The sequence below is a fragment of the Pseudomonas sp. FP1742 genome (assembly GCF_030687145.1).
GTDB lineage: Bacteria > Pseudomonadota > Gammaproteobacteria > Pseudomonadales > Pseudomonadaceae > Aquipseudomonas > Aquipseudomonas frederiksbergensis_D.
Genome location: NZ_CP117460.1, coordinates 4,036,748 through 4,057,268, shown reverse-complemented (window position 1 = coordinate 4,057,268; position 20,521 = coordinate 4,036,748). Strand labels below are relative to the sequence as shown.

The 20,521-nt window shown below is 57.5% G+C and carries 22 protein-coding genes and 1 pseudogene; 5 read left to right on the top strand and 18 right to left on the bottom strand.

Features of this window, described 5'->3' with window-relative positions; genetic code table 11:
• Positions 1-733 precede the first annotated feature (733 nt).
• Both PSH64_RS17950 and PSH64_RS17945 read left to right on the top strand, forming a co-directional pair.
• Positions 734-841: pseudogene (locus PSH64_RS17950) on the top strand (RHS repeat-associated core domain-containing protein); the annotation flags it as partial.
• A gap of 247 nt (positions 842-1,088) precedes the next feature.
• Positions 1,089-1,505 carry a hypothetical protein gene (locus PSH64_RS17945; protein WP_305478040.1) on the top strand — a complete coding sequence of 139 codons (417 nt, stop codon included), beginning with the start codon at positions 1,089-1,091 and terminating at the stop codon, positions 1,503-1,505.
• A gap of 376 nt (positions 1,506-1,881) precedes the next feature.
• On the opposite strand, the gene mobH is transcribed toward PSH64_RS17945, so the two are convergent.
• Complete coding sequence (gene mobH, locus PSH64_RS17940) at positions 1,882-3,603, bottom strand: MobH family relaxase (protein WP_305478038.1); 1,722 nt, start codon at positions 3,601-3,603, stop codon at positions 1,882-1,884.
• A gap of 223 nt (positions 3,604-3,826) precedes the next feature.
• Between mobH and PSH64_RS17935 the strand changes: the two genes are divergently transcribed.
• Positions 3,827-4,024, top strand: a complete 198-nt coding sequence (locus PSH64_RS17935; RefSeq protein WP_044269227.1) for a hypothetical protein — start codon at positions 3,827-3,829, stop codon at positions 4,022-4,024.
• A 130-nt stretch (positions 4,025-4,154) separates the two neighbouring features.
• Here PSH64_RS17935 and PSH64_RS17930 read toward each other — a convergent pair whose 3' ends face one another.
• Positions 4,155-5,117 (bottom strand): ArdC family protein, encoded by a 963-nt coding sequence (locus PSH64_RS17930; protein ID WP_305478037.1) that lies wholly within the window; start codon positions 5,115-5,117, stop codon positions 4,155-4,157.
• Between the two features lie 126 nt (positions 5,118-5,243).
• A complete protein-coding gene (locus PSH64_RS17925; RefSeq protein WP_305478036.1) occupies positions 5,244-5,582 on the bottom strand; it encodes a hypothetical protein in 339 nt (112 codons plus the stop codon).
• Positions 5,583-6,038: 456 nt separating this feature from the next.
• Here PSH64_RS17925 and PSH64_RS17920 point away from each other — a divergent pair, with 456 nt between their 5' ends.
• Positions 6,039-6,422, top strand: a complete 384-nt coding sequence (locus PSH64_RS17920; protein ID WP_305478035.1) for a DUF3742 family protein — start codon at positions 6,039-6,041, stop codon at positions 6,420-6,422.
• A 9-nt stretch (positions 6,423-6,431) separates the two neighbouring features.
• Here PSH64_RS17920 and PSH64_RS17915 read toward each other — a convergent pair whose 3' ends face one another.
• The 5 genes from PSH64_RS17915 to PSH64_RS17895 form a co-directional block, all read right to left on the bottom strand.
• Positions 6,432-7,976 (bottom strand): conjugal transfer protein TraG N-terminal domain-containing protein, encoded by a 1,545-nt coding sequence (locus PSH64_RS17915; RefSeq protein ID WP_305478034.1) that lies wholly within the window; start codon positions 7,974-7,976, stop codon positions 6,432-6,434.
• A 10-nt stretch (positions 7,977-7,986) separates the two neighbouring features.
• Entirely contained in the window at positions 7,987-8,295 is a 309-nt protein-coding gene (locus tag PSH64_RS17910; RefSeq protein ID WP_305478033.1) for a hypothetical protein, read from the bottom strand.
• A 3-nt stretch (positions 8,296-8,298) separates the two neighbouring features.
• Positions 8,299-9,681 carry an integrating conjugative element protein gene (locus PSH64_RS17905; RefSeq protein ID WP_305478032.1) on the bottom strand — a complete coding sequence of 461 codons (1,383 nt, stop codon included), beginning with the start codon at positions 9,679-9,681 and terminating at the stop codon, positions 8,299-8,301.
• A complete protein-coding gene (locus PSH64_RS17900; protein WP_305478030.1) occupies positions 9,678-10,634 on the bottom strand; it encodes a TIGR03756 family integrating conjugative element protein in 957 nt (318 codons plus the stop codon). Before PSH64_RS17900 ends, PSH64_RS17905 begins: the two co-directional genes overlap by 4 nt.
• Positions 10,635-10,750: 116 nt before the next feature.
• Positions 10,751-11,005 (bottom strand): helix-turn-helix domain-containing protein, encoded by a 255-nt coding sequence (locus tag PSH64_RS17895; protein WP_087092597.1) that lies wholly within the window; start codon positions 11,003-11,005, stop codon positions 10,751-10,753.
• A 169-nt stretch (positions 11,006-11,174) separates the two neighbouring features.
• Here PSH64_RS17895 and PSH64_RS17890 point away from each other — a divergent pair, with 169 nt between their 5' ends.
• Positions 11,175-11,432, top strand: a complete 258-nt coding sequence (locus tag PSH64_RS17890; protein ID WP_305478029.1) for a LasR-specific antiactivator QslA — start codon at positions 11,175-11,177, stop codon at positions 11,430-11,432.
• A gap of 41 nt (positions 11,433-11,473) precedes the next feature.
• On the opposite strand, the gene PSH64_RS17885 is transcribed toward PSH64_RS17890, so the two are convergent.
• The 10 genes from PSH64_RS17885 to PSH64_RS17840 form a co-directional block, all read right to left on the bottom strand.
• The gene (locus PSH64_RS17885; RefSeq protein ID WP_305478028.1) at positions 11,474-14,227 is read right to left on the bottom strand and encodes a conjugative transfer ATPase; all 2,754 of its coding nucleotides are present in this window, start codon (positions 14,225-14,227) and stop codon (positions 11,474-11,476) included.
• Positions 14,227-14,643 (bottom strand): TIGR03751 family conjugal transfer lipoprotein, encoded by a 417-nt coding sequence (locus PSH64_RS17880; protein WP_305478027.1) that lies wholly within the window; start codon positions 14,641-14,643, stop codon positions 14,227-14,229. Before PSH64_RS17880 ends, PSH64_RS17885 begins: the two co-directional genes overlap by 1 nt.
• Entirely contained in the window at positions 14,606-16,123 is a 1,518-nt protein-coding gene (locus PSH64_RS17875; protein ID WP_305478026.1) for a TIGR03752 family integrating conjugative element protein, read from the bottom strand. Before PSH64_RS17875 ends, PSH64_RS17880 begins: the two co-directional genes overlap by 38 nt.
• Positions 16,113-16,925 (bottom strand): TIGR03749 family integrating conjugative element protein, encoded by an 813-nt coding sequence (locus tag PSH64_RS17870; RefSeq protein WP_305478024.1) that lies wholly within the window; start codon positions 16,923-16,925, stop codon positions 16,113-16,115. Before PSH64_RS17870 ends, PSH64_RS17875 begins: the two co-directional genes overlap by 11 nt.
• On the bottom strand, positions 16,922-17,563 hold the full coding sequence (locus tag PSH64_RS17865; protein WP_305478023.1) for a PFL_4703 family integrating conjugative element protein: 642 nt from the start codon (positions 17,561-17,563) through the stop codon (positions 16,922-16,924). Before PSH64_RS17865 ends, PSH64_RS17870 begins: the two co-directional genes overlap by 4 nt.
• Positions 17,560-17,973: a TIGR03750 family conjugal transfer protein gene (locus tag PSH64_RS17860; protein WP_305478022.1), complete on the bottom strand. Its 414-nt coding sequence runs from the start codon at positions 17,971-17,973 to the stop codon at positions 17,560-17,562. The genes PSH64_RS17865 and PSH64_RS17860 overlap by 4 nt, the downstream gene beginning before the upstream one ends.
• Before the next feature lie 7 nt (positions 17,974-17,980).
• Positions 17,981-18,352, bottom strand: a complete 372-nt coding sequence (locus PSH64_RS17855) for a TIGR03745 family integrating conjugative element membrane protein (RefSeq protein ID WP_060738069.1) — start codon at positions 18,350-18,352, stop codon at positions 17,981-17,983.
• 17 nt (positions 18,353-18,369) lie between these two features.
• Entirely contained in the window at positions 18,370-18,609 is a 240-nt protein-coding gene (locus PSH64_RS17850; RefSeq protein ID WP_305478021.1) for a TIGR03758 family integrating conjugative element protein, read from the bottom strand.
• The gene (locus PSH64_RS17845; protein ID WP_305478020.1) at positions 18,606-18,941 is read right to left on the bottom strand and encodes an RAQPRD family integrative conjugative element protein; all 336 of its coding nucleotides are present in this window, start codon (positions 18,939-18,941) and stop codon (positions 18,606-18,608) included. Before PSH64_RS17845 ends, PSH64_RS17850 begins: the two co-directional genes overlap by 4 nt.
• A 231-nt stretch (positions 18,942-19,172) precedes the next feature.
• A complete protein-coding gene (locus tag PSH64_RS17840) occupies positions 19,173-20,453 on the bottom strand; it encodes a hypothetical protein (protein ID WP_305478019.1) in 1,281 nt (426 codons plus the stop codon).
• Positions 20,454-20,521: the final 68 nt, after the last annotated feature.

Genomic DNA, 20,521 nt, shown 5'->3' with positions numbered 1-20,521 from the left:
TGGGCTGTAGCCCTTATAAACCGTCGCTTCTACACATTACCTCAGAGGGTAATATTTGGTAAGGCTGGAGGTAATATTTTGCCAACTAGCTGATTTTAAAGGGTTTTTTAAGAAGCGGTAATTACTAAGGTCAAAGGTAATTTTCTAACCTATTCCTTACCCTATTATTACCTTTATAGAATTCACTCAAGTCTTTGATTTTATAGAGTTATTAAGCGAGTTAAAAAAGAAATTACCAAAATTACCTTTTTCCCATGGGTCAACCTAAAAACCGGGTATTGCAGAGGGAGGGGGCCAAGCTGGCGCATCCATGCAAATTGAGTAACTGTCACCGAAAACTGTCATCAGCTTCGCCTGACGCTTCCTCGACGCTGCTGGAGGCCTTGAATATAGTGGTGCGGGTGAAGGGATCGACCCTCGTTGTCAGCTTGGGAAGCTGCCAAATCCAGCACCCAGCTTATGGAGGACGTAATTGAAGTAAGTCAGTACGCTACTGCCAGTCATGGATGGGAGCGTAAATTTTATGTGGTGGCAGTGTGCAGCGGATTGGGAGAAAGGCCCCGCCAGAATACCGTTCTATACTGACGACTCCCCACTGCACCATCAAGGATGACCCACCATGAGCGACATTCTCCAAATCCCACCGTTTGAGCTGGACCCGCTGGCCCAAGGTGTGAACGTGGGCCTCGCGGCCGATGCCGGCGTGGTGGGCGGTTCCGAGGCCATTGCGCAGGTGCGGTTTCTGTCTCCCGACAACCTCAGCCCGTTCGGCGAAGGGGGGCCGAACGCCTATGCCTACTGCACGGGCGATCCCATCAACTTTCGCGACCCGTCGGGGCACTAGCGCTACGCATAACAGGTGTTTGGTCAAAAAGGCCCCCGCCCCGAGTCTCGGGGTGGGGGCCTTTTTTGTAAGCCCGTGGTCGCCACGATCCCCATATGCGGAATACCAGACTTTTATGGTTCCGCCATAGCGTCATTTACATCGGTGTACTAGCCTGAAGGACTAAAGGGATCTCTGGTTAATGTCTTTCATAGATGGGTAGATTGAAATTCACACTACTTCTTATTAACGGTCAGTGAGAGAAATGAACGAAATTATCAAAAATGGTTCCGCGATTTTATTATTGATACTAATGAGTGGATGCTCATTTGGTATCGTTACTGAGACTAGAACACTGGAGGAACCACCATTTGTAACAGAGAAAATGGCCGGATCTGTTCCTGAAGCTGCTAATTGTGTAGGACGATATTGGCAAGATGCTGCGGTACAAATGGGTATAAGTTGGAACCTCGGATCCTGGAATGTACTCACAGATTACTCTAAGGTTCGTGTTCAAGGGCCAGGTGGAGGAACGCCTCCGACAGGCTTAGTTATTGAGTTCTACGAAAATAACGGGACGACAATTGCTTCTGCCCATGTCCACACAATTTTCCCGGAGGATGATCCGCGTCGAACGGTCACCTATCGCGCACTTAAGGCCTGCAGTTTGGCGGGACTATAAGGGTGTACCGATGCTCTGCATGGCGGACATAAACGCGATTTTTGCTCAGTAAAGCAGATCTGGTTGTCTGGGATGAAAAGTGGATCTGATTCATCTTATCGAGTGGCCATTTCTGGCTGTAACGCGACTGTCACCCTTGGCGGTCTGCTCAAGCAGAAAATTTGAAGGTGTCTAGCAACTAATCTGGTACAAAAGTGGTACGAGGATAATTGTAATGATCTGTAGGCCTTTATTTCTGTGGCCCTTAGTCTTAGCCGGTCCAATCCATCATTGGGCGCGATTCACCACCGGGGGTGGGTAACAGAGCGGTGAGTTCGCGAGTTACTCCAGAGTCAACTCTGCGCTTCGATCCCCACTAACGGGGCACTGCGGAAATTTAATATTTTTCGATTTTCAGAAAAGGATTATCTGGTGGTATCGATTCAAAAAGTAACTTCGGTTCCTCGATCAGATATCCCTTCAAGGTGGTTTTCTTCCTTGGGCCTTGCACTTGGCATGCCCAGATATTCAGACCGTTGTCTCGCCTCTTGTGGACCTTCAGTTTCTCGAACTGCTTCTGCACCCAACGCCATTCTTCAATCTCTTGATCGGTACCCTGTGAGATACCAGGAAACTCCTGCGCGTAGCGTTGGAAGAGACCAGGCGTGACCAGAAATACGCTGCCACCCACTGTGTGGATTTTGGCCTTGCTGTCATTGATGACCAGCTTGTGGCTCAGGATGCCTTCCTTGACCCAATTCAAGAATGCCTGGCCAGGGTTGTCCGAAGGGGGGCTTGATATTTCGAGGGCGCTTTCTGACGGTGCATCAGTGGCCTCGGGGTCTGCCAATTCGAACATGTCCAGTAACGTTCCGAGGTAGTCGGCATCTTCCATGGCCAAGAGATCTGGCTGCGATGGGCTTTGAGTTGGTTTTTTATTCACCGCCATGGGCGGTGGTGATGCCGGAGCGTCAGTCGGGTGGTCATCGGCTGCCATGCTCACTGTTCCGCTGAAAGCCTCAGGCCGGTCTTCATTCCCCCAAATCAACGTCGGTTGAAGGCGCAGGAAGGTGAAGCTCTGCTGCCAGTATCCCTGCACGACAAGCGCGGTCCAGATGGCTTTGCCTTCCGGGGTCGACTCGACCAGCCCATGAGATTGCAGTTCATCGAACACTGCGATGTTGGATGAGGGAATGCCCTCAATCGATTGTGACAGCAGATAGGCTCGCAGCTTGTCCGTGACCGTCTTGCTGACCAGCCACAGTGCGTCTTGAGTCAACCAACCCGCGGCACCCGGTTGGTTGAGTTTCAGCTCATGTTGAACCAGATGACGCAGTCCGCTGATCAAGTGATGTTGCAGCGAATGAATCGGCGCTTGCAGCGCCTTGCTTGGGTTGCCGCCGATGTTCTGCGCGGTGGAGACGCGGTCGGCTTGAATCACCAGTTCGCCCAGCACACCAGCATGTTCATACTGACCGGCCAGGACATACAGCAGACTGGCCCACAGCGACGGAAATCCACTGAGCCAGTCCAGGATCGAGCGGTCGAGAATCTGGGTATAGAGCAAGCCTGCGGCGGCACCGTGCAGGTGGTAGTCACGACCTTTGAGGTAACGAAAACGGTAGGGCTGATCCAGGGGACCCTGCCAAGGATGCCAAAGCCGGCCATCCTGGCGTTCGACCTGCAGGTCCACGGCGATCTTGCCGATGTCATGCAGCAGGGCGCCATAGGCGATGCCAGCGGACCAAGCGTCGGTCTGGGCGGCCTGGTCTTCGGGCGCGGCGCCGGTGGGCAGTAGGTACGACTGACGCAGTTTCAAACTGCAAGCGACCAGCTCCAGTCCATGGTCGAGAATGCCCCCGAGATAAGCATGGTGGTGCGTCTCGCTGGCCGGGAGTTGCTGGACCTGTTCGGCGTAGCGATGGATCGGATTTAAATAGAGTTGGATGAACTGCGCGTGGGAGAGGGCGGTGTACTGCCAGATGCGATCGAGCAACTGGTGGCGGTGCTCCGCTGCTAACAAGCTGTGGGCCGACTCGATGGGTAGGTAACCTTCGGCGACACTCACGGTCGATGGCGGAGGGGGCTTCTTCCTTTTGTGGCGAAACAAACTGAGCATTGTGACCTCCGGGAAGTCGCTGGGTCAGTGGCCTTTTAGCCTTTTCGGATAGGGCTCTTACCCTTGAATCCCCATTCCCTTCCAACCCTTACCCGTCCTTTTGGCTCGTGTCCCTTTGTGCGGCAATCGGAATCTCGATACCGCTAGGCATCGTTTTGTTGGGGGGGTGGTACGGAAAAGACAAGAGTCGGTACACTGCGGTGCATATTTTTTGGGTCTTGCCATGAACCTTACTGACGCCACGCTCGTGCTGCTGCTCGCGGCACGTATCCATGGGACCGACGAGGCCGTCAGGGCCTCGGCGAAGAGCGTGGTCAAGAAGTTGCCGCGCAGTAAGCGCGATCTGATCTACAAGGTGATCGACAGCCGGAGTCCGCTCGATTTGGTGGATTTTCTGGCGCAGAACCTGGATACGGAATGACAGGCTGCGGGTGTGTGCCCTCTCTGATTCTTTGCATCAGTGCCCCGCGGCATAGGGATTTTTCTGGGCGTAGAAAAAAGGCCCAACTCGTGTTGGGCCCTGTGATGCGATTGCAGCGGTGAGGTAACGATCAAACTCCATCGTTCATGCATCGTGAGTCATCCATTACCGTCTGCTTCAGTTGCTGCTCCAGGTTGAGCACATACTCCGAGGCGCTTCGGGCGTGACCACTGGCGCGAAAGATCGCGCGTTTGTCAGCCTTGAGCAGGCCGAGCCAGGAATCGATATAGCCCTCGTGCCGCAGTTCTCCCTGTATGCCAGCGTAGGCGCATAAAAACGCAGCGCCCATCTCGGCGATCAACTCCTCAAAAGCGTAGCCTGGCGAGCCGAATGGGCAGGCTGACGTCACGCCTTCGCGCTGCAACCGAGCGTGATGCCCGGTCCAGTGCGTTAGCTCGTGCAGCGCGGTGGCGTAGTACCCACCTTCATCGTGAAATTGCGCTTTTGTCGGCAGTTGGATGAGATCCCTGATCGGGTGGTAAAAGGCTTCGTCGGCAGAGCGATGCACGATGTTTGCCCCCGAACGTAACAGCAGATTTTCCGCAGCGCTGTTGGCCAGGAAGGGGCCGGTCGGGTCTGTCTCGAGCAGGGTGTCATTGAGCGTTTCGAGCCCCTCCGTTTGCTCGATGTTGAACAGAAAATGCGTCCTGAGAATGCCAAAGTGAGCGACCTTGGGCTGACCATGTTCATCAAGTACGGGTTGGCCTGACTCGGTCTGTTCCTCGCGCTCCATCGGCTTATAGAGCACCGCCAGAGTGCTGTGTTCACCCTTACGGATGTGCCCACCGGCCTTTTTGGCTTGGTTGAAGGTCAACCAACGATCTTGAGTGAATCCCTGCAACCTGGCCTCAGCCCAGAGCAGCGGCAAGTTGATCCCGGAGTAGGGACGGCGCGTGATGGCGTTAATGGGGTAGGGTTGATGATGACCGGCGTAAGCTGAACCACTTGAGGACCAGGGTTTGATCCAGGGGGCAACGCCTTGGTCCAAAGCAGTAACGATCTTGTCAGTCACGTCTTGGTAGATATCGCGCATGGCATTTTCCTCGAGAGAAAACGGAGGAACGCCGTGCCCGTCGGGGAGGGTTCCCCGATTGGGTGATGGGTGGATTGATGCAGGTCTTGCATGCTGTCCGAATGTGGATTTGAGAGCCGAGTGCGGTTATGTGCGTTTAGCGTTGGCCTCTCCTGCAAGCGCTATCAGCAAGGCGCCAGGCTGACCCGGCTCGAGGAGCAGGCTAAGGCTCAGTTGCAGCAGCGGGTGATGGCGTGGATGACCCGTTGACGCGATGTGGGCTACCTCGAACAGCACATAGGGCTCGTGTGGAGAGGATAGGTGAGCCTCGAAGGCTGCGCGCAATACGTGGCTCAGCCGATCGACCTGCAGCCTCTCAGGATGACCTGAGTGCTCGAGCAATACTGCGTGTTGCCACGCGCCAGGCGTGAACACGATGGGCAACCGAAGGGGCTTCAGTGTTTCCGGTGTAAGTGAGTCGGACATGGTGTGCCTCCGTTGAAAGCGCGAAGAAACCTGTCCCGTGCGGGAAAGAATTTCCCCGCGGTGGGTTGAAGAAAAACAAGAAGGTTTGTCTGGCGAGTAGAGCTCGAAAGGCACTCAGGAGAGCAGTAGGCGTTCATCACCGTAGAAACGGTCACCGTGCGAGCTACCGAACGCTAATCGCACTTGGGGAGAACCATCACCGAGGTGACGTAGTCTTGAAGGTCCTGACTATCTGGGAAGGGTGCTGTCGGTAACAGCGATCCGTACCTAGTATTTAGCCGGACGAATTACATGGGTCAATCACTGTAGAGAAGCTGTTTTACGGGGCTTGTCTTCTGTCTTCCAGTGAAGATTTTTCGACTGGGCAAACTGATAAGCGGTCAGGCACGGACCGTTTTCAGTAGTAGGCTGTTACTCCTGTCTCAACCATGAAAACGCTCAGAAGAGGGCGAGACCATGCCGACTCAGCAACCTGTTCGGAATTCACGTGCCCACCGCTGGGCATACGCCTGTGGCATGTCGGTAAAGCGTGGTTACCGTAGGTTGAAAACGTTTGAGTCCCGCGTGGCTGAGCGCGCGGTGACGGCAGGTATGCCCGCAGGTAAATTACTTGTTCGCGGGAGTTTTCTAGTTATCAAGTTGGCAGTTGCTGCAGGACTCCTTCTAGTGAGCTTATGGTTCACCGTATCGGTGATGATCCTTATTGTCTTGTGTTGGGCCATAGCCAATGGAACGCCTACCAAACCTAAGGATGCTCTCCGGTACAAAGCATATGACGACCCATATGGTGAGTATGAGTATGGCCGCGCACCTGGTCAGCCTGATTTAAAAGACCTGTAGTCGAGTTCTTCACCCCTTCCTCAAGGCCTTTCCAGCAGACATCAGAGCTCCAGCACCCCTTGCACCAGCGTCCTGCGCTTGAGCTGCTCCTTTGCTAAGCATGCTGTCGGCAATTGAGCCAACGCTATATCCTGCCCAGCTCATCGCAGCCAAAAATAACATTGGAAGCACGACGAACATTGCCCCCATCACGTACTCGATCACCTGCGCGGTGACAGTACCATCCATAAGCCCGGATGTGGGCAGCGACAACAGCACCTGATTGGACGCCGAAACCTGGTTGTACAAGGTATCGAGCATGCTGGAGTCGACCCAGCGGGCCAGCTCCCACCAGAAACTCAGCATGTGCAGCGTGAACAGCGCGAACGTCACCGTCATGACGGTCTTCAGCTGGTAGGTACTGATCAACAGAATCAGCGGCAAGCTGATGATGACGCCCATGATCAGGAAGGCCTGCACCATCGGTAGGGCGGCGCGTAACGCATTCATCGCCGGGAAGTTGCTGAAGGAGCCGAGGGCTAGCCCGGTGTTGGTGGCCAGGTTATTGAGCCCCTGATTGATCGAGCCGCCGCGGGCGCTGGAGCCATAGTCCTGGTACACCTGTCCGGGCGACATGGACATCGATTGCTGGCGCGGGCTGACCAGTTCGCGCAGGGTGGCATCCTCGATCTCGTTGCTCGAACGGCCAGTCAACCAACCTTTCAGCTGAGTCAGCAGCGAAGGATCGACTTGCTCGATCAAGCGCTCGCGTAAGCCGACACCGCTATCGCTCCACCACTGCTTGCAGTTGGGGTAGCCCGCGCCATTCTCCAGCCGAGGTAAGGAAACATCGCGGCTTTCGTCATATGGCCAACTGGCCCGCGGTGTGCGTGAGCGATCCGTGTCGTAATAGCCGGGCGTATCGAGAAAATAGCTTGAGCCGATCCAGGACGCATCGTGACTTTGTGTCTTGTCCAGCTGCGGACGGTTGGTGAACAGCCGAGAACGAGAATAGCCATAGCAGTCGCGGGTGAAGTCGGCGACTTCCTGCAGCAGTACCTGGCTGTCGATGCGCGAACTGTCGATCTCCATGCGCATTTGCCGGATATCCGGTGCGCAGGGAATGGAGGCGATGGCCGCCGCGGTGACGCCTTTGCTCAAGGCATGCACCAGAAACCACCAGATCGGCACGTTGGTGGAGCGTTCGCCAATGGTATTGAAGGTGGTCCCCCAGGCGGTATCCGCCGGCTTGGCCACACTCACGCCGCAGCGCTGGCTCGCCGCATCGTCGAATGCTATTGAGGTGAGGCTCAACGGAAAGACCGGCGCGCAGCCGAACAATACGACGATGTAGGCCAGCCACAACCGGTTCTCGATCCGCGGCACCGAGAGCAATCCCTTGTTACCTTCATCCGCGCCTTGCTGACGGGCCGACAGCCACTCCTGGAGGATGATCGCGCCGAAGGGCGCGGCGAACAGCCCGGTGTCGGACAAGACACTCCAGAGGCCGTTGTTGATGATCCAGGCCAGCAGGGAGAGGTAAAACTCCAGGTAGCTGTTGGTGCTCATGAGCATGGTGGTGGCCTCACAGTCGGGTGAGTTCGACGCAGATAAAGAGCACGAATCCAAATACCCCGATGCGTTTCACGCGTAGCAGATCCTGTGGTCGATGTCGGTAGCGTCGAAGCAGATCCCACCAGAGCGCAAAGCAGCCACCATAGAGCAGGGCACGCCACCACCGCAGATAGGGCCGTACGGATTCGAACGCCTGCTGCCAGACCTCGAAACTACCCAGCGCAGCACGGCCGATCCAGGCGACCAGTGCGGCGGTCAGGATCATCACCGCGGCAATCCCCAGACTCGAAAGCAAAGTGAATAGCGGTGAGCGTTTCATGGCTCACTTGCGCCTGGCGTCAGCATCATTGAGTCGACCCGGCTCGGGGTCGCCTTGCTCGACGGTACGCGAAGCATCGGCACCACCCGCATGCCGATCGAGCACCAGGCTGGCGGTATTGGTGGCCAGCATCTGCCGGACCTGTAGCTCGGTTTGTAGCAGGCGTATTTCGCGCTCCAAGGTGTCGATGTTTTTCATCAAGGCCGTCTGGGCTGGTTCGGCTGAAGCGATGTTCGGTTCGTGACTGCCTGCCAGCAGCGTGCGCAGAAGCAGGAGCGCCTTGTCGAGCACGCTGGACAGGGCTGTCTCGCTGGCCAAGCGCCGCGCCAGCAGATCCTGGTCGGGATCGTCGCGCAGGGCTTCGATCACGCCACGGGTCACCGGCAGCATTGAACTGGAGGCTTTAGCCAGGTTGTCAGGGGTAGGCGGCAGTGAACCCGACAGCAACCCTTGCAGAGCCTTGAGGCGTTCGCTGTAGGCCTCCTGGATCAGCGGCGTCAATCCGCTGCCGGCGGTCGCACGTAAGGTTTCGCAGCTGTCGCAGGTCGCAACTTCGCTCTCGCCCAACACCCGAACGGCCCATTCGGATTCCTCCTGGGGCGAAGCCCAGGTCTGGCAAATAGCCCCACCCAGGCAATCACTGCTACTGATCGAGGCACTGTCATCCACCGACCGGTTATGCAGCAGGTTGTAGCCTGCTCGCACTACGTCGGAGGTCACGCGGATGGGTGTCTGTCCGCTACCTCCAGCCTTCTGGCCGCCGACCCAAGACACCCCATTGTTGCCGTTATGGGTCTCGGTATTTTTTACCGCAGCCACCGCATCACCGCCGGTTTGCTCCAGATTGCCCTGCATTTCTTGGTTCTTGGCCAGCGCGCCCCAGCCGGCTTGACCGACCTTGTCCGCCATCTTTTCGGCCATGGCCTGGCAGGTCAGTTTGGATCGGTCGAAGTCGATACGCCCCTGCATCACCCCGTTGCTCAACAACTCATAGAGGCCGGGATTGGCGCGCTGGATGATCAACGCGGGCAGCGACATCACCGCCTGGGTCGCGTTCTGCACGATGCTGCCCATGATCTGCTGGAAACCCTCGGTGGCACCATTCAGTTGGTTTTGTAGGGTATTGGTAAGGCTCATGTTGCCGCACATCATGTTTGCTCGCCAGGACCCGCCGACGCCGAGACCGCTGGGTCGATACAGCGAGCTCGGTGAGCCCACTGCCGAGCCGCCACCGATGGTGTACATCACCCGGTCGTCGAGTACTTCACCCTGAGTGCCCAGGCGGTAATCGCCTTCGGCGGCGCGGGCATGCGTGGCCATGGCGAGCAGTCCGTAGAGCAACAGACTCACCACGCCCAACCATGCTCGTGTGAGAAGCTGATTCATGACGCACCGCCTTCGAAGTCGATGCTGAACAGAAAGGTCTGCCCCTCACGTTTACAACAGCTATAGGGACGCCACAGCGACCAGGCGTAGCCGTCATCCGCGCTCTGTACCGGATCGCTGGGGAAGATGGTGCACGTGGGTTGAACCTGAGGGTAGAGCAATTGCCACTTGTGGGTCGAAGCGTCGTTTTCAACGATAGGACCAGGCGGCCAGTAACCATCGCGTTTAGCGGGCGTGAGCGGTACGTACACGTGTGGCTGCCCATTCCGGGTAATGACATCGCCGGCCCGTTGCGCCATGACGGCGGCGGCTTTGAAGTCGTCGGGCTGTACCAGAAAGCCCTGCCTGGGATAAACATTGCCCCACATGTTTCCCGAGGCCTGACTACCGATTTCACGGATCCCCGGCATGAGCGACTCGGGGTAGAAACTTTCCGGGATGCCATGGCGCCAGGCCAACGTGTCCAGGGTACTCAGGTAGTAGGGTATGTACGCAGTAGCGCCGCTGGCGCAGGCGTAGCCGGATTGCGAAGCCAGTTGCGTGGCGGCCCAGCCACCGGGGTGGCCGATGCCATCGACGTTCTTGAAGCGGGGCAGGTTGTCGCGCAGGGTGTTCGGCGTGATCAGGTTGCCGCCACCTTCCGCACCGCGGATAGGAGAGGAGAGGGTGGCCATCTCGGTCCAGGGGTTGTTGCCGGTGGTGGCGTAGCTCGAGACCACGAGTTCAGGAATGAAATGACGAACCTTGGTCGAGGTTTTGACTGTGCAGCCGAAGGGTGTGCAGAGCAACCAGAAACAAATGCCGACGACCCTGTATGCAAGGCAATTTGGCGACAACACAGAGGACGTGATGCTGCCGGTATCCAGCGCCATGCTTGGCCCGCACGCCAGCAGGATGCTCAGAACCAAAGGCCGTAGATTATGGGGCGCAATTGACAGGCAGGAAACAGACATGATCCAGGCTCTAGATGAATGGCCTGGGCAGGTTCAATGATGTAAGAGGGGGCTGTCAGTGATAAAGCCGAACGTGGGGTTGTCGGTTTGCAAGGATTTGCAGGACGATGAAATGGCTACTCGATGTCCAGCACACGGCGAAGGGCGTCAGGCTCGATGAGTAACTGATCTGCGGTGATCTCGAAAATATTGGCGAGTTTGCACAGGACCAATAGCGACGGGTTGCCTACCCCTCGTTCGATTTGACTGACATAGGTACGATCCACCTCGGCCATGAGCGCCAGCTGCTCTTGGGTAAGGTTCTTCACGCGCCGTATCAAGCGGATGTTCTCCGCCAGTTGCAGGCGAAGCTGTTCGTAGTCTTGAGTCATGCGCGCAAATTGCGCCTTGAGGGACTCTCAATCCACGGGATATAGTCTACATTGGTATTGATCTAGGCCATTTGATGCTCATGCCTGTTATCGAGCGTTCATTTGGTGTCGTTAAGATTTTCGAGGCTGGACTCTGCGTCTAACAATAAATCAGAAATCTAGGGTGTGTATGGACGAAAACTACATTTCCATTCCTGCGGCAGATGGTTGCTCAAGTCTTCTGACACCTTGGGGCAGCGAATTTGCCCCGATGATCGAGCGTGGCGTGCAATGCGCTCAGGCTTGGCTTGATACAACCGGTGAGATCCCCCTGTGGTGGGAGCTGGCGCAAACACGCAAGACCCTTCCTGTCGGTGATTGCCAAGATGCTTTTGAAGCTGGATTCCTGTTGAGGATTCAGCAGCGGCTTCGAGGAGCATCACAATAACCTGTCGCTCGCTTTAGAGCGCGATACCTGAATAGATTCCCCTATGCGGGTTCTATTCCTCGCGCTCTATCGATCCGTTCAGCTACCCGGTAAGCCGCTTCCAACTCTGAGCAGCCCCTGTCCTGCATCAGTGTCCAGCGCTCGGCCTTTTCCTCGGGTTCTGTCATGGCCAGGGCGAGGTAAAGACTGGGTGGTACGGCTCGAAACAGCGTCTCGAGCTTCTTCGACAGCACGACCCCTTCGGTGTATTTACCGGGTTCTTTGCTGGCGGAGAGCAACAGGGCTTTCTGCGCCGGCGTGAGCTTCTTGAAGCGAGCAATCTCTTCGATTTCCGCGGGCGGCATGTTCAAGCAAATCCACCATTCGATCATGTTGAGCATGGTCTGCGCAGCAGTGGGAAAGTCGGCAAGGTTTTGCGTTGCCAGCCAGAACCACGCGCCGAGCTTGCGCCACATCTTCGTCCCCTTGACCACGAAGGGCGCCAGTAGCGGGTTTTTGGTGATGATATGGCCCTCGTCGGTGACCATGATGATCGGTCGGCCCAGGTACTGGTCGCGCTCGGCAAGATTGTTCACGGTGTTCATCAGGCTGATGTAGCTGATGGACAGCTGTGCCTCGTAGCCTTCGCGAGCGTAAGTGGCCAAGTCGACAATGGTCACATCGCTCTCAGGCCAAGACGTGCCCTCGCGATCGAACAACTCACCCTCGAAACCCTGGCAAAACAGATCGATGGACTGGCCCATTTCCTGGGCACGCTCGCGACGTTTCTCCGGTAAGTGCGGGTCAGCGGCGACGCGCAACAAAGCGTCGCGCACGTCGCGGGTCAGGACCTGGCGGCCCGCTACGACACAAGTCTGCGCCGCATCCAGGATGCACTCGCGGATCAAGCTGCGATCGGCTCGACTCAGGCGGGCTTCTTCCTTGGCCTCGCCGCCGGTGATCATCAGGCGGGCGGTGATTTCCAGTTCGCCGAGAACATCACGCTGGTCTTCGCGACTGGTCACCACCTCATCGTCCAGCTCATCGATTGACAGACTCGCCACCTGATCCGGTTGCTCGACCAGGCGCCAAGCGTCGGCGAACGGGGCGAGACTGACCGAGGCGCCAGGTTTCAATTGGACCTTGTTGACCGACAGGTCCTGTGTCGAGAAGTAGTCTCCCTGCAAGCCGAATGAGTTGCCGGCCTCAACGATAAACAGGCGAGGGCGGTACACCGCCATGACCTGCATCAGCAGGGTGACCAGGGTGGCCGACTTGCCGGCGCCGGTCGGGCCGAACAACAGCAGATGGCCGTTCATGGCCCGGTCCAAGCGTGACAATGGATCAAAGCTCAACGGCGAGCCACCACGATTGAACAGGGTGATACCCGGTTGGCCGGTGCCTGTGCTGCGGCCCCAGACTGGGACTAGATTCGCCAGATGCTGGGCGAACATCAGTCGCGTGTACCAGTTGCGCGTGTCGCGGGCCGGGTTGTAAGCCATCGGTAACCAACGCAGGTAACTGTTGCAGGCGGCGACTTCATCGCCTTCACGTACAGGTTGCAGGCCCGCACCCAGCAGTGCGTTGGCAAGGCTGACCGAGCGCTGGTGCAGTTGCTGCTCATCGTGACCGCGTACGTAGAACGCCAGGGTGCCGCGGTACAGCTTGTGCTGGCGGCCAATGATCGCGCGAGCCTCTTCGACGTCCTGACGGGTCTGGGTGGAGGCCAGGTTTTCACCGATGGCTTTACGCGCCAATCGGTTTAACTGGTCTTCAAGCACATCCTGTGGTTTGACCACCAGGGTCAGACTCATCACTGTACCTTCGGGTAACTGGTCGAACAGGGCATTCACCGCGTCACCCTTGCGGGTTTCTCCGGTGAGTTGACCAATCAAGGGCGCTCGGCGCAGCTTGTCCACTACCATGACCCGGTGGGGCTGATCATCGAAGTACCAGAGTCCGCGCTGCACATCCGAACGCGGTTCGTTGAAGAACAGCCGCTCGGCAAAGTCATGATCGAAGGGCAGCTCCAGCGACTCGCCATCGCTAGACTCCGGATAGGCCACGCGGCGGTAGAACTCCTCGGGCGCTTCATCGGTGAGCCTGGGAGCCGGATTGAACCAGGGCAACAACCAGGCATACAAACCTCGGCCATCGACTCGTGTCGATTGCACCCCGCATGCTTGCAGCGAGGCAGCGATTCGTTCGCAAGCCTGTTGCAGGGATTGCACCGGGGTGAGTCCTGTCTCCTCAACATCAGACTCAAGCCAGCGATAGACCACCAGGCGAACCCGGCGGTTATTGCCGCGCCAGGGTAGGCGCGTAACCACCTTATCCTCAAACAGACCACCGGGCTTGGCGATGGCCTTCAGATGACGGCGGCTAAGTTCCAAATACGCCTCGGTGAAGACCGTGCCTCGCGCGCTGTCCTGAATATAATCGGTGAGCCGGCTCAGGTAGGGGGTGAAGTCGTTGTCGTCTTGGCAGAAAAACTGCGCCACCCAAGGCGCTTGATCCAGTTCGTCAAAGCTATCCTGCAGGGAGTCCTCAAGGGCATCGCGGGCCGCCATCAGCCAATCGGGTTCGCGCCCTTCGGTACCGATGGGCAGCAACTCGAACACCGCGCCCACCGAGCGACTGTCATCCAGCAGAAAACACTGCTCGGTGTCGAGGTATTCGACCCACGGCAGGTGATCGGTGAAGCTGGGGTGGTGCGCATAGAGTGCCGCTTCATTGGCCAAGGTGGCGCGAGGGTGCACTGAATTGCGCCAGGCTTTCCACGCGGGAATGCGGTTCCCCGAATCGCCGGTACGCACTACAAGTCTTCCTGACGTTCACCCGGCAATGCGTACTGCACTCGTTGGTAGAACGGAAAGACGGTCGAGTAACCCGGGACCGGTGCCTGCTCGGTACCGCTCAAATGCGGATACACGTACAGCACCAGATCGGGATTGGGCAAGCGAGGGAACAGGTTGCGGATCTCGTTCGCCGCTGTGCGCGTGTACGGTTCCTGGAGAGCCACGGAGAACTCTGCTTGAGCCAATGGGCGGCGTAACTGCTGCCGAGCATCCAGTAGTTGTTGCTGAGTACCTTGCGAACCGGCGCCGTTCCAGATGTCCAGCATGGTTTGCTCGCCATGGGGCAGCAGTGTCTCCTTGTCGGTGGAGCACCCCGCCAAGACCCAGCAGAACACGCTAATCCAGGTCAGGCAGAGAGGCATGGTCTTTTTCATGGCGAACGCTCCGGCCCTTGGGCTCGTAGTCGATGGTGATCTCATGGTCGAGGTGCAGGGCGACTTGGGCGGCCGGTGGCACGTACACGGCAGCGAAGGCTTCGCCATACAGTTTGTTGACCCACTCGCGAATGTCGCTGACTCCACCGCTGAGGATTGAGTTCAGTGCGCTGTTGCCCGTGCTACTGGTGACCCCGAGGGTACTGCCGCCCGAACTGATCACGCTGCTGTTGTTCCGCTCATCCCCAAGCAGGGCGGCGACACCGGCGCCGGCCGCGGTGATCAGGCTCTGGCTGCCGAGGTACTGCTGGGCGTTCGAGCGGCGCTCGCCGGCAATGCAAGGAATGCCATACGGATCGGACAGGTAACCGAGTCCGCCACGGATCTTGTCGGTGCTCGAATTCTGGGTGGTGGAGGCAGTGCGGCTGGCTACCGCTTTCGGCTGAGGCACCGTGCGGATGGTGCCATTGGTAAACACAAAGGTGATTGACTCGACCTGCCCGCGTACGCAAGACAGGGTCCAGTCTCCGGACGCCGTGCCGCTCATCACGGCACCCGCGACGTCCGGCAGGTCGATGCCGTTGGCGGTCAAGTTCTCCGGGCCGACCAGTACTTTGAAGGGGTAGGGATCATTCACTGTGCCGTCCACCGGGACTCGGCCGATCAGCGCGGTCATGGCGACCGAGCCCATCAATGTCGCGTTTTCGGGAATGGTGTAGACCGGCTTCGCGCCTTCGGTTCGATTAGCGGATCGTGTCAGGTCACGTTCACCCTGGGTGACGGCGCGCAGCTGTTTCTGGCTGCGATCAATCGCGTTATCGTTCAAGCTCTCCAGTGAGTTGAAGGTGGTAGGCAGGCTCAGCGCGGAGGAGGTCTTGGTTTTGTCTCGGGCGTCGGTGGACAGAGCATCCGAGGGTTCAATCCACTGCAGCGCATCATTGGCAGAATGCTGCCCGTCGAACTGAGCCCCGTCGCCCGGCTCAAGCCCCAATCCGATCGGCATATCCTTGCCTTTGCCGGTCAGCCCCGACAACTGCTCCTGCAATTGCGTCAGCAGACCGCGAGCCTGACGACTGTCTTGTTCCGCTTTGAGTCGGGCCTCGTTGGCTTGTCGGCGGCCTTCGTCAACCTGCTGGGTCACGCTGCCAAGCGCCGTCTGGATACGCAAATCGACGCTGTTTTCCCGCTCGCGCAGACGGTTGTTCTCTGTTTGCAGCGAATCGTTGTGTTTCTTCAAACCGAGCATGTCGCTACGCATGGCCTTCACCTGGCCGACCAGGGTGGCAACCGTGTCGTGTGGGGTATCGCCCGCAATGCCGAGCGACTTGGCTTGCTCGGCGGATAACTGAATGTTGCCCTGATCAACTGAGTTTTCTGGAGAAGGCGTGCTGCCACCCGCGACCCAGGTTTTCAGAATGATCAACACCACGGCCAGCAGCGCAGCCGGTACCAGCCATTTGAGCAAGGCGTTAGCCTTCATCGTCAGCACCTCGCGCAACGGGCGGGAGCAGCACGGCGTTTTCGAGGCCAGCACCGCGGGTGACGAGGTAGGCAATCGTGGTGTCTTCGGCGCTGCCGACAGGCCCGAGGAAAGCATGCTGGAAGGCCGCGGCGAACAGCTTGGCCTGAAGCCGACGCGGGTCGAGTTGCACCATCGCTGAACCACGATTGCGCAACTTCACCGCCGTCACCCAGTAATCCCCGAGTCGCCAGGCGGCGACAGGTGTGCTGGACACGTTTTCGGTCGGCAGCAGAGTTGGCAGTTCGGTGCGCAGCTTAAGCGGGACGCGGCGTACCCCGGGCAGGGACTCCACGGTGCGCAGCGGCGCGTACAGGCTCTGTGCGGCATAGCGCGTCAAGGCGACCGGGATCGGCGTACGTTCTGGAACAGGGATGGTGTTAAATTCAGCTTCGGTAGCCTGCACCGGAGCATTCTTGAGAATACGCACGGGCTCCAGCGGTTGATCGCCGGGAGTGGCCGCGATATCCAGCAGGATGATCTCGCCCGTCGTGACCGATTGCAGTTGCAGGCGGGTCGGGGCGATGGCTTCCGAGGCGCGCAGGTACAATGTGCCACCGGTTGATTGCACGCGCAGCTTGCCCGTCAGGGTTGAGGGCACACCGACTCGAACATCCTCATCGACAAAGACCACCCGTTCCTGGTTGATCACCAGTGGGACCGCAAGGGGAAGACGTTCCCAGTGCATCAGCTCGACGGCCTGCGCTGCTGCTCCCCATAGCACCAGTGCGACGGTGAATCCCAGGGTAGAAATCCGCTTCATGGCTCACCTCCGGGCAGGGAGATTTTTTGCGGAGTGCCCTGATAACAGTCCAGTGCCAGCCCCCACTTGTTGCGTTCGGGATCCAGGTCGAAACGCACCACGCGTAATGGATAACGTACCACCACCCGTTTCACCGGTTCGGCGGCGTAATACTCATCGGCATTGAGGTCGAGCTTGACCAGCCAGCTGTCGCGGTCGAGTTGCTTGACCCTGAGTTCCGGATCTTCGCTGTAGCCTCGGCCCAGGATCTCGTAGACGCCGCGCACCCGCTGGCGCAGTTCACCAGCGGCCTTGCGATACTCGTAGTCGCCGTCGAGGAAAGCCTTGCAGGAAGGTGTCAGGTAGGACTGCAAACCATAGATAGCGCGGCGATAATCCTGCTCGCCATCCGAGGGCCAGCGGTTGAGCTGACCAAAGATGTACAGGGCGAAGGCATAGACATTCTCTGAGGGGATGTCCCACCATTTGCGCGTGCTACCCGAGCGCAGATCGGGTGGTACATGCACGGTCAGATCGGTCGGTGCCGAGTGCCAGCCATACCAGAGTCCGGCACAGAGCAGGGCCAGGATCATTACCGCCAGACGCAGGCTGAAGATATGGGCCTGTTGGGCATCCACCTTGTTTCGAAATCGGCTCATGGCTGCCGCCGGGACAGGGCAGGGCGCAGTCGACGTGAACGGCGAACCGTCCAGGCGCCGGAGTGGAGGATCAAAGTCCCTCGATCCAGGCGCCAACGGCTGGCCAGTACCCATTCGAGCTTGCGGTACAACCAGGTCTCGGGGCGAGCCCGTTTAGCGCGACGCAGTAGCGTGCCACTGGCAAATAACACCACCGCCATGCCTGCGATCATGCTGGTCGGCGCCAAGGCAATGGAGGCGGTGCTGGTCGCCAGAGGCACGCCCAGCACCAGACCAATGACTGCGCCGGTGCCGAGCGCCACCCACATCTCATCATTGGTCAAACCGCGCAACACGGCAGGATCACGGTTGAGTCGCTCCGGCAGAAAAACCAAGGTGCCGTCGGCAAGACGTTCGATAGAGTCGTTCATGTCGACCTCACAGAATCGCGGCAGCCTTGGTCAGGAACCAGATGATGATTACCACCAGCAGAGCTCCGATTCCGACTACAGCACCCAAGTCCTTCCAGGTCTTGCGCTGGTTCTGCACGTCGGCATAAACGGTCAGCGAATGCCAGGCCACGCCGAGAAAAGCGAGCAGGGCGATCAGTAGGCCGAGCAAGATGCCGCCGTCGTAGGCGTAGTTTTTGATCGTCTCAATCAGACCAGATCCTTCACCACGCGAAGGGGCTTCCATGGTCGGTAGCTCGGCAAAAGCCAGGCTTGGACCGAGCACCAACAATAAGCCGATTAGACGTTGACTGGCACGATCACGCAGGTTGTTTTTCAGGGGGGCAAGGCACTTGAGCATGACGGTGATCTCCTGGTTTAGGAAAGGGTGAAGAACATCAGTACCAACAATGTGAGCAGCACGCGCACGACGCTGCCGCCAAACGCGCCGAAACGCACGCTGCCGACTGCCCAGCCCCGGTAAGCCGTCCACATCACCCAGGTACACCAGAGCAAAGCCAGGATGAGAACCAGGGACAGCCACAGCATCGAACTGCTCTGCGCAGAAAAGCCGGAGGCATTTTGGAATGCTGCGATCTGAGCGTCAGTCATGCTCATGGCGAGGACTCCGCGGGCGGAGTGTCGAGGCGGTAATCGCCGACCAATTCAGTGGGATCGCGGGGTTGAGCGCGGGAAGGGGACAGGTAGCCCTGCACTCCGTGACGGATGCGCTGAATGTCCTGGGTTAGTCGGGGATAGTCGAAGCGATAGCGATCGTCGGGTTGAGGCGTGCTGGCTGCCTCAGCTTTCGTTGCAACGCGTTCGATAATGTCGAGCTGCTGCTGGATTAGGCTGAGCTGATCCTGCTCATGACCAGATGCGGCATAGCTGCTGTCATCGACGATAGCCAGCGAGAGTAGTAAGCAGCGAAAGACGGTAATAGTTGGCATGATGCTGGCCCGTATGGATCTGAGGGCAGAATCAAGTCTGAGATCGATTTATTCAGCAGGAAATATGAGGTGTGATGGATCGCTTTTTGAGGGGAAGTACTGGAGATGTTTACTTGCAGTATTTACCCCTTCGGCCTTTGGTGGAAAGTGCAACCGACATCATTCCCAGGTCACATCCGAGCAGTGCGCTGTGAAAGAGCTGCTCGGATATGCAGAGGCAGCACCCGGATGTTAGAAAATAGTCCTATAGATACAATGCACGGAATCTCCTATCGGCAACGGAATCCTGGTAGGTACACGTGCCGCCAATAGACAAGACGGCTCTGGAAGTGGGCGTGTTGCTACCGGCGTGCGCTTCGCGGCCGCTTTCACTTTTGCGTCTGAAACTGCGATGCAACGATCGGAAAAAGCGTCAAGGAGCTTGAGTGAAAGTCCGGCGTAACGTCCCGGACATAGAAGTAGAACGTCGCCAAAACGGAATTGGCGAAAGGCGCTCACGCTGTAGAGACCCTCTGTGCCCTCGAATGACTGACGTTCCCAGGGAGCGGACTCAAATAGGGCTTTAGGATAGTCCTTTACATCCAGCACATAGCCGAGAGGTCGATTGTCACGAAGTTTAAGCAGGTTGGCGGCGGAATATACCCAGATGTCGAAAATTGCGGGCATTAGCATGGCATTGAGAAAAATAGCCCCTAACATAGCAAGAGATGCTTTGCCGGCGCGTTGTATCAGACTCCCCTTAAACGAATAGAACAAAATTACTGGGACTAGATAGATCATCATTACGAGTAGGCAGACTCCAATGGCTGCTCGCGCCTCCCAGCCATTTTCAGCTCCTCGCCAAGCCAGCAGCGCGATTTGCGCAGGTAGGACTCCGCTCATTGCGGTAAACGCTAACAGGAAGCCCAATAGCGTCATTCGTAGGTATCGATGAGCTTTATGGTGCATCGTTTTTTTTTGACCTTGCGGTACCTCAAATGCCGCGTCGGCGAGCTCCTTGTGTTTAGACAGCAATACCTTCGCCGCCAACATCGATATGACCGTCACCAGCGCGAACGTCAACCATGGTGCCAGCTCAAGATCAAACGTGGAGGCCAGAAGATTCAACGCCATTATTCCGAAGCCAACTGCGATCACCCAGCTCAAGTGTTTGGCAAGCACCGGTTCTAAGTCGCGTCCAGGTTCAACCAAGCCCATGCAAAGCATGAATGACAGCGACGGTACTGAGAAGGTTACCAGCAGTAGTAGAAAGCCAAGTACCGTAAAGATCAGCCAAACTAGCAGATTCGAGGGACTTCCAATGGAACTCAGGATCAATTCTGGATGACCGATGACCCATAAATACTTCGACAGCAGTAAGATCGAAATTAGGCTAGCCATGGGGGCCAACCACCACTTGCCATCATTTAGAATTTCCAAGAAAACCTGGATATAACCTATCGAACTTTGATTTTGTGTTTCAGTGTTTTGTGTCCTGATCGCTTCTTCTGAAGCGTTTGACTGTGCGTTCATCTATTGCCTTCCTTCCGTTGATTTTGAGTCGTCCGCTGTAAACATGATTTGTTTCGGCAGCTTGAGTT

Bases quoted from the DNA above. Each gene is read 5' to 3' on its own strand.
- PSH64_RS17945 (WP_305478040.1), top strand. From the start codon at position 1,089: ATGAACGAAATTATCAAAAATGGTTCCGCGATTTTATTATTGATACTA.
- mobH (WP_305478038.1), bottom strand. From the start codon at position 3,603: ATGCTCAGTTTGTTTCGCCACAAAAGGAAGAAGCCCCCTCCGCCATCG.
- PSH64_RS17935 (WP_044269227.1), top strand. From the start codon at position 3,827: ATGAACCTTACTGACGCCACGCTCGTGCTGCTGCTCGCGGCACGTATC.
- PSH64_RS17930 (WP_305478037.1), bottom strand. From the start codon at position 5,117: ATGCGCGATATCTACCAAGACGTGACTGACAAGATCGTTACTGCTTTG.
- PSH64_RS17925 (WP_305478036.1), bottom strand. From the start codon at position 5,582: ATGTCCGACTCACTTACACCGGAAACACTGAAGCCCCTTCGGTTGCCC.
- PSH64_RS17920 (WP_305478035.1), top strand. From the start codon at position 6,039: ATGCCGACTCAGCAACCTGTTCGGAATTCACGTGCCCACCGCTGGGCA.
- PSH64_RS17915 (WP_305478034.1), bottom strand. From the start codon at position 7,976: ATGCTCATGAGCACCAACAGCTACCTGGAGTTTTACCTCTCCCTGCTG.
- PSH64_RS17910 (WP_305478033.1), bottom strand. From the start codon at position 8,295: ATGAAACGCTCACCGCTATTCACTTTGCTTTCGAGTCTGGGGATTGCC.
- PSH64_RS17905 (WP_305478032.1), bottom strand. From the start codon at position 9,681: ATGAATCAGCTTCTCACACGAGCATGGTTGGGCGTGGTGAGTCTGTTG.
- PSH64_RS17900 (WP_305478030.1), bottom strand. From the start codon at position 10,634: ATGTCTGTTTCCTGCCTGTCAATTGCGCCCCATAATCTACGGCCTTTG.
- PSH64_RS17895 (WP_087092597.1), bottom strand. From the start codon at position 11,005: ATGACTCAAGACTACGAACAGCTTCGCCTGCAACTGGCGGAGAACATC.
- PSH64_RS17890 (WP_305478029.1), top strand. From the start codon at position 11,175: ATGGACGAAAACTACATTTCCATTCCTGCGGCAGATGGTTGCTCAAGT.
- PSH64_RS17880 (WP_305478027.1), bottom strand. From the start codon at position 14,643: ATGAAAAAGACCATGCCTCTCTGCCTGACCTGGATTAGCGTGTTCTGC.
- PSH64_RS17875 (WP_305478026.1), bottom strand. From the start codon at position 16,123: ATGAAGGCTAACGCCTTGCTCAAATGGCTGGTACCGGCTGCGCTGCTG.
- PSH64_RS17870 (WP_305478024.1), bottom strand. From the start codon at position 16,925: ATGAAGCGGATTTCTACCCTGGGATTCACCGTCGCACTGGTGCTATGG.
- PSH64_RS17865 (WP_305478023.1), bottom strand. From the start codon at position 17,563: ATGAGCCGATTTCGAAACAAGGTGGATGCCCAACAGGCCCATATCTTC.
- PSH64_RS17860 (WP_305478022.1), bottom strand. From the start codon at position 17,973: ATGAACGACTCTATCGAACGTCTTGCCGACGGCACCTTGGTTTTTCTG.
- PSH64_RS17855 (WP_060738069.1), bottom strand. From the start codon at position 18,352: ATGCTCAAGTGCCTTGCCCCCCTGAAAAACAACCTGCGTGATCGTGCC.
- PSH64_RS17850 (WP_305478021.1), bottom strand. From the start codon at position 18,609: ATGAGCATGACTGACGCTCAGATCGCAGCATTCCAAAATGCCTCCGGC.
- PSH64_RS17845 (WP_305478020.1), bottom strand. From the start codon at position 18,941: ATGCCAACTATTACCGTCTTTCGCTGCTTACTACTCTCGCTGGCTATC.
- PSH64_RS17840 (WP_305478019.1), bottom strand. From the start codon at position 20,453: ATGAACGCACAGTCAAACGCTTCAGAAGAAGCGATCAGGACACAAAAC.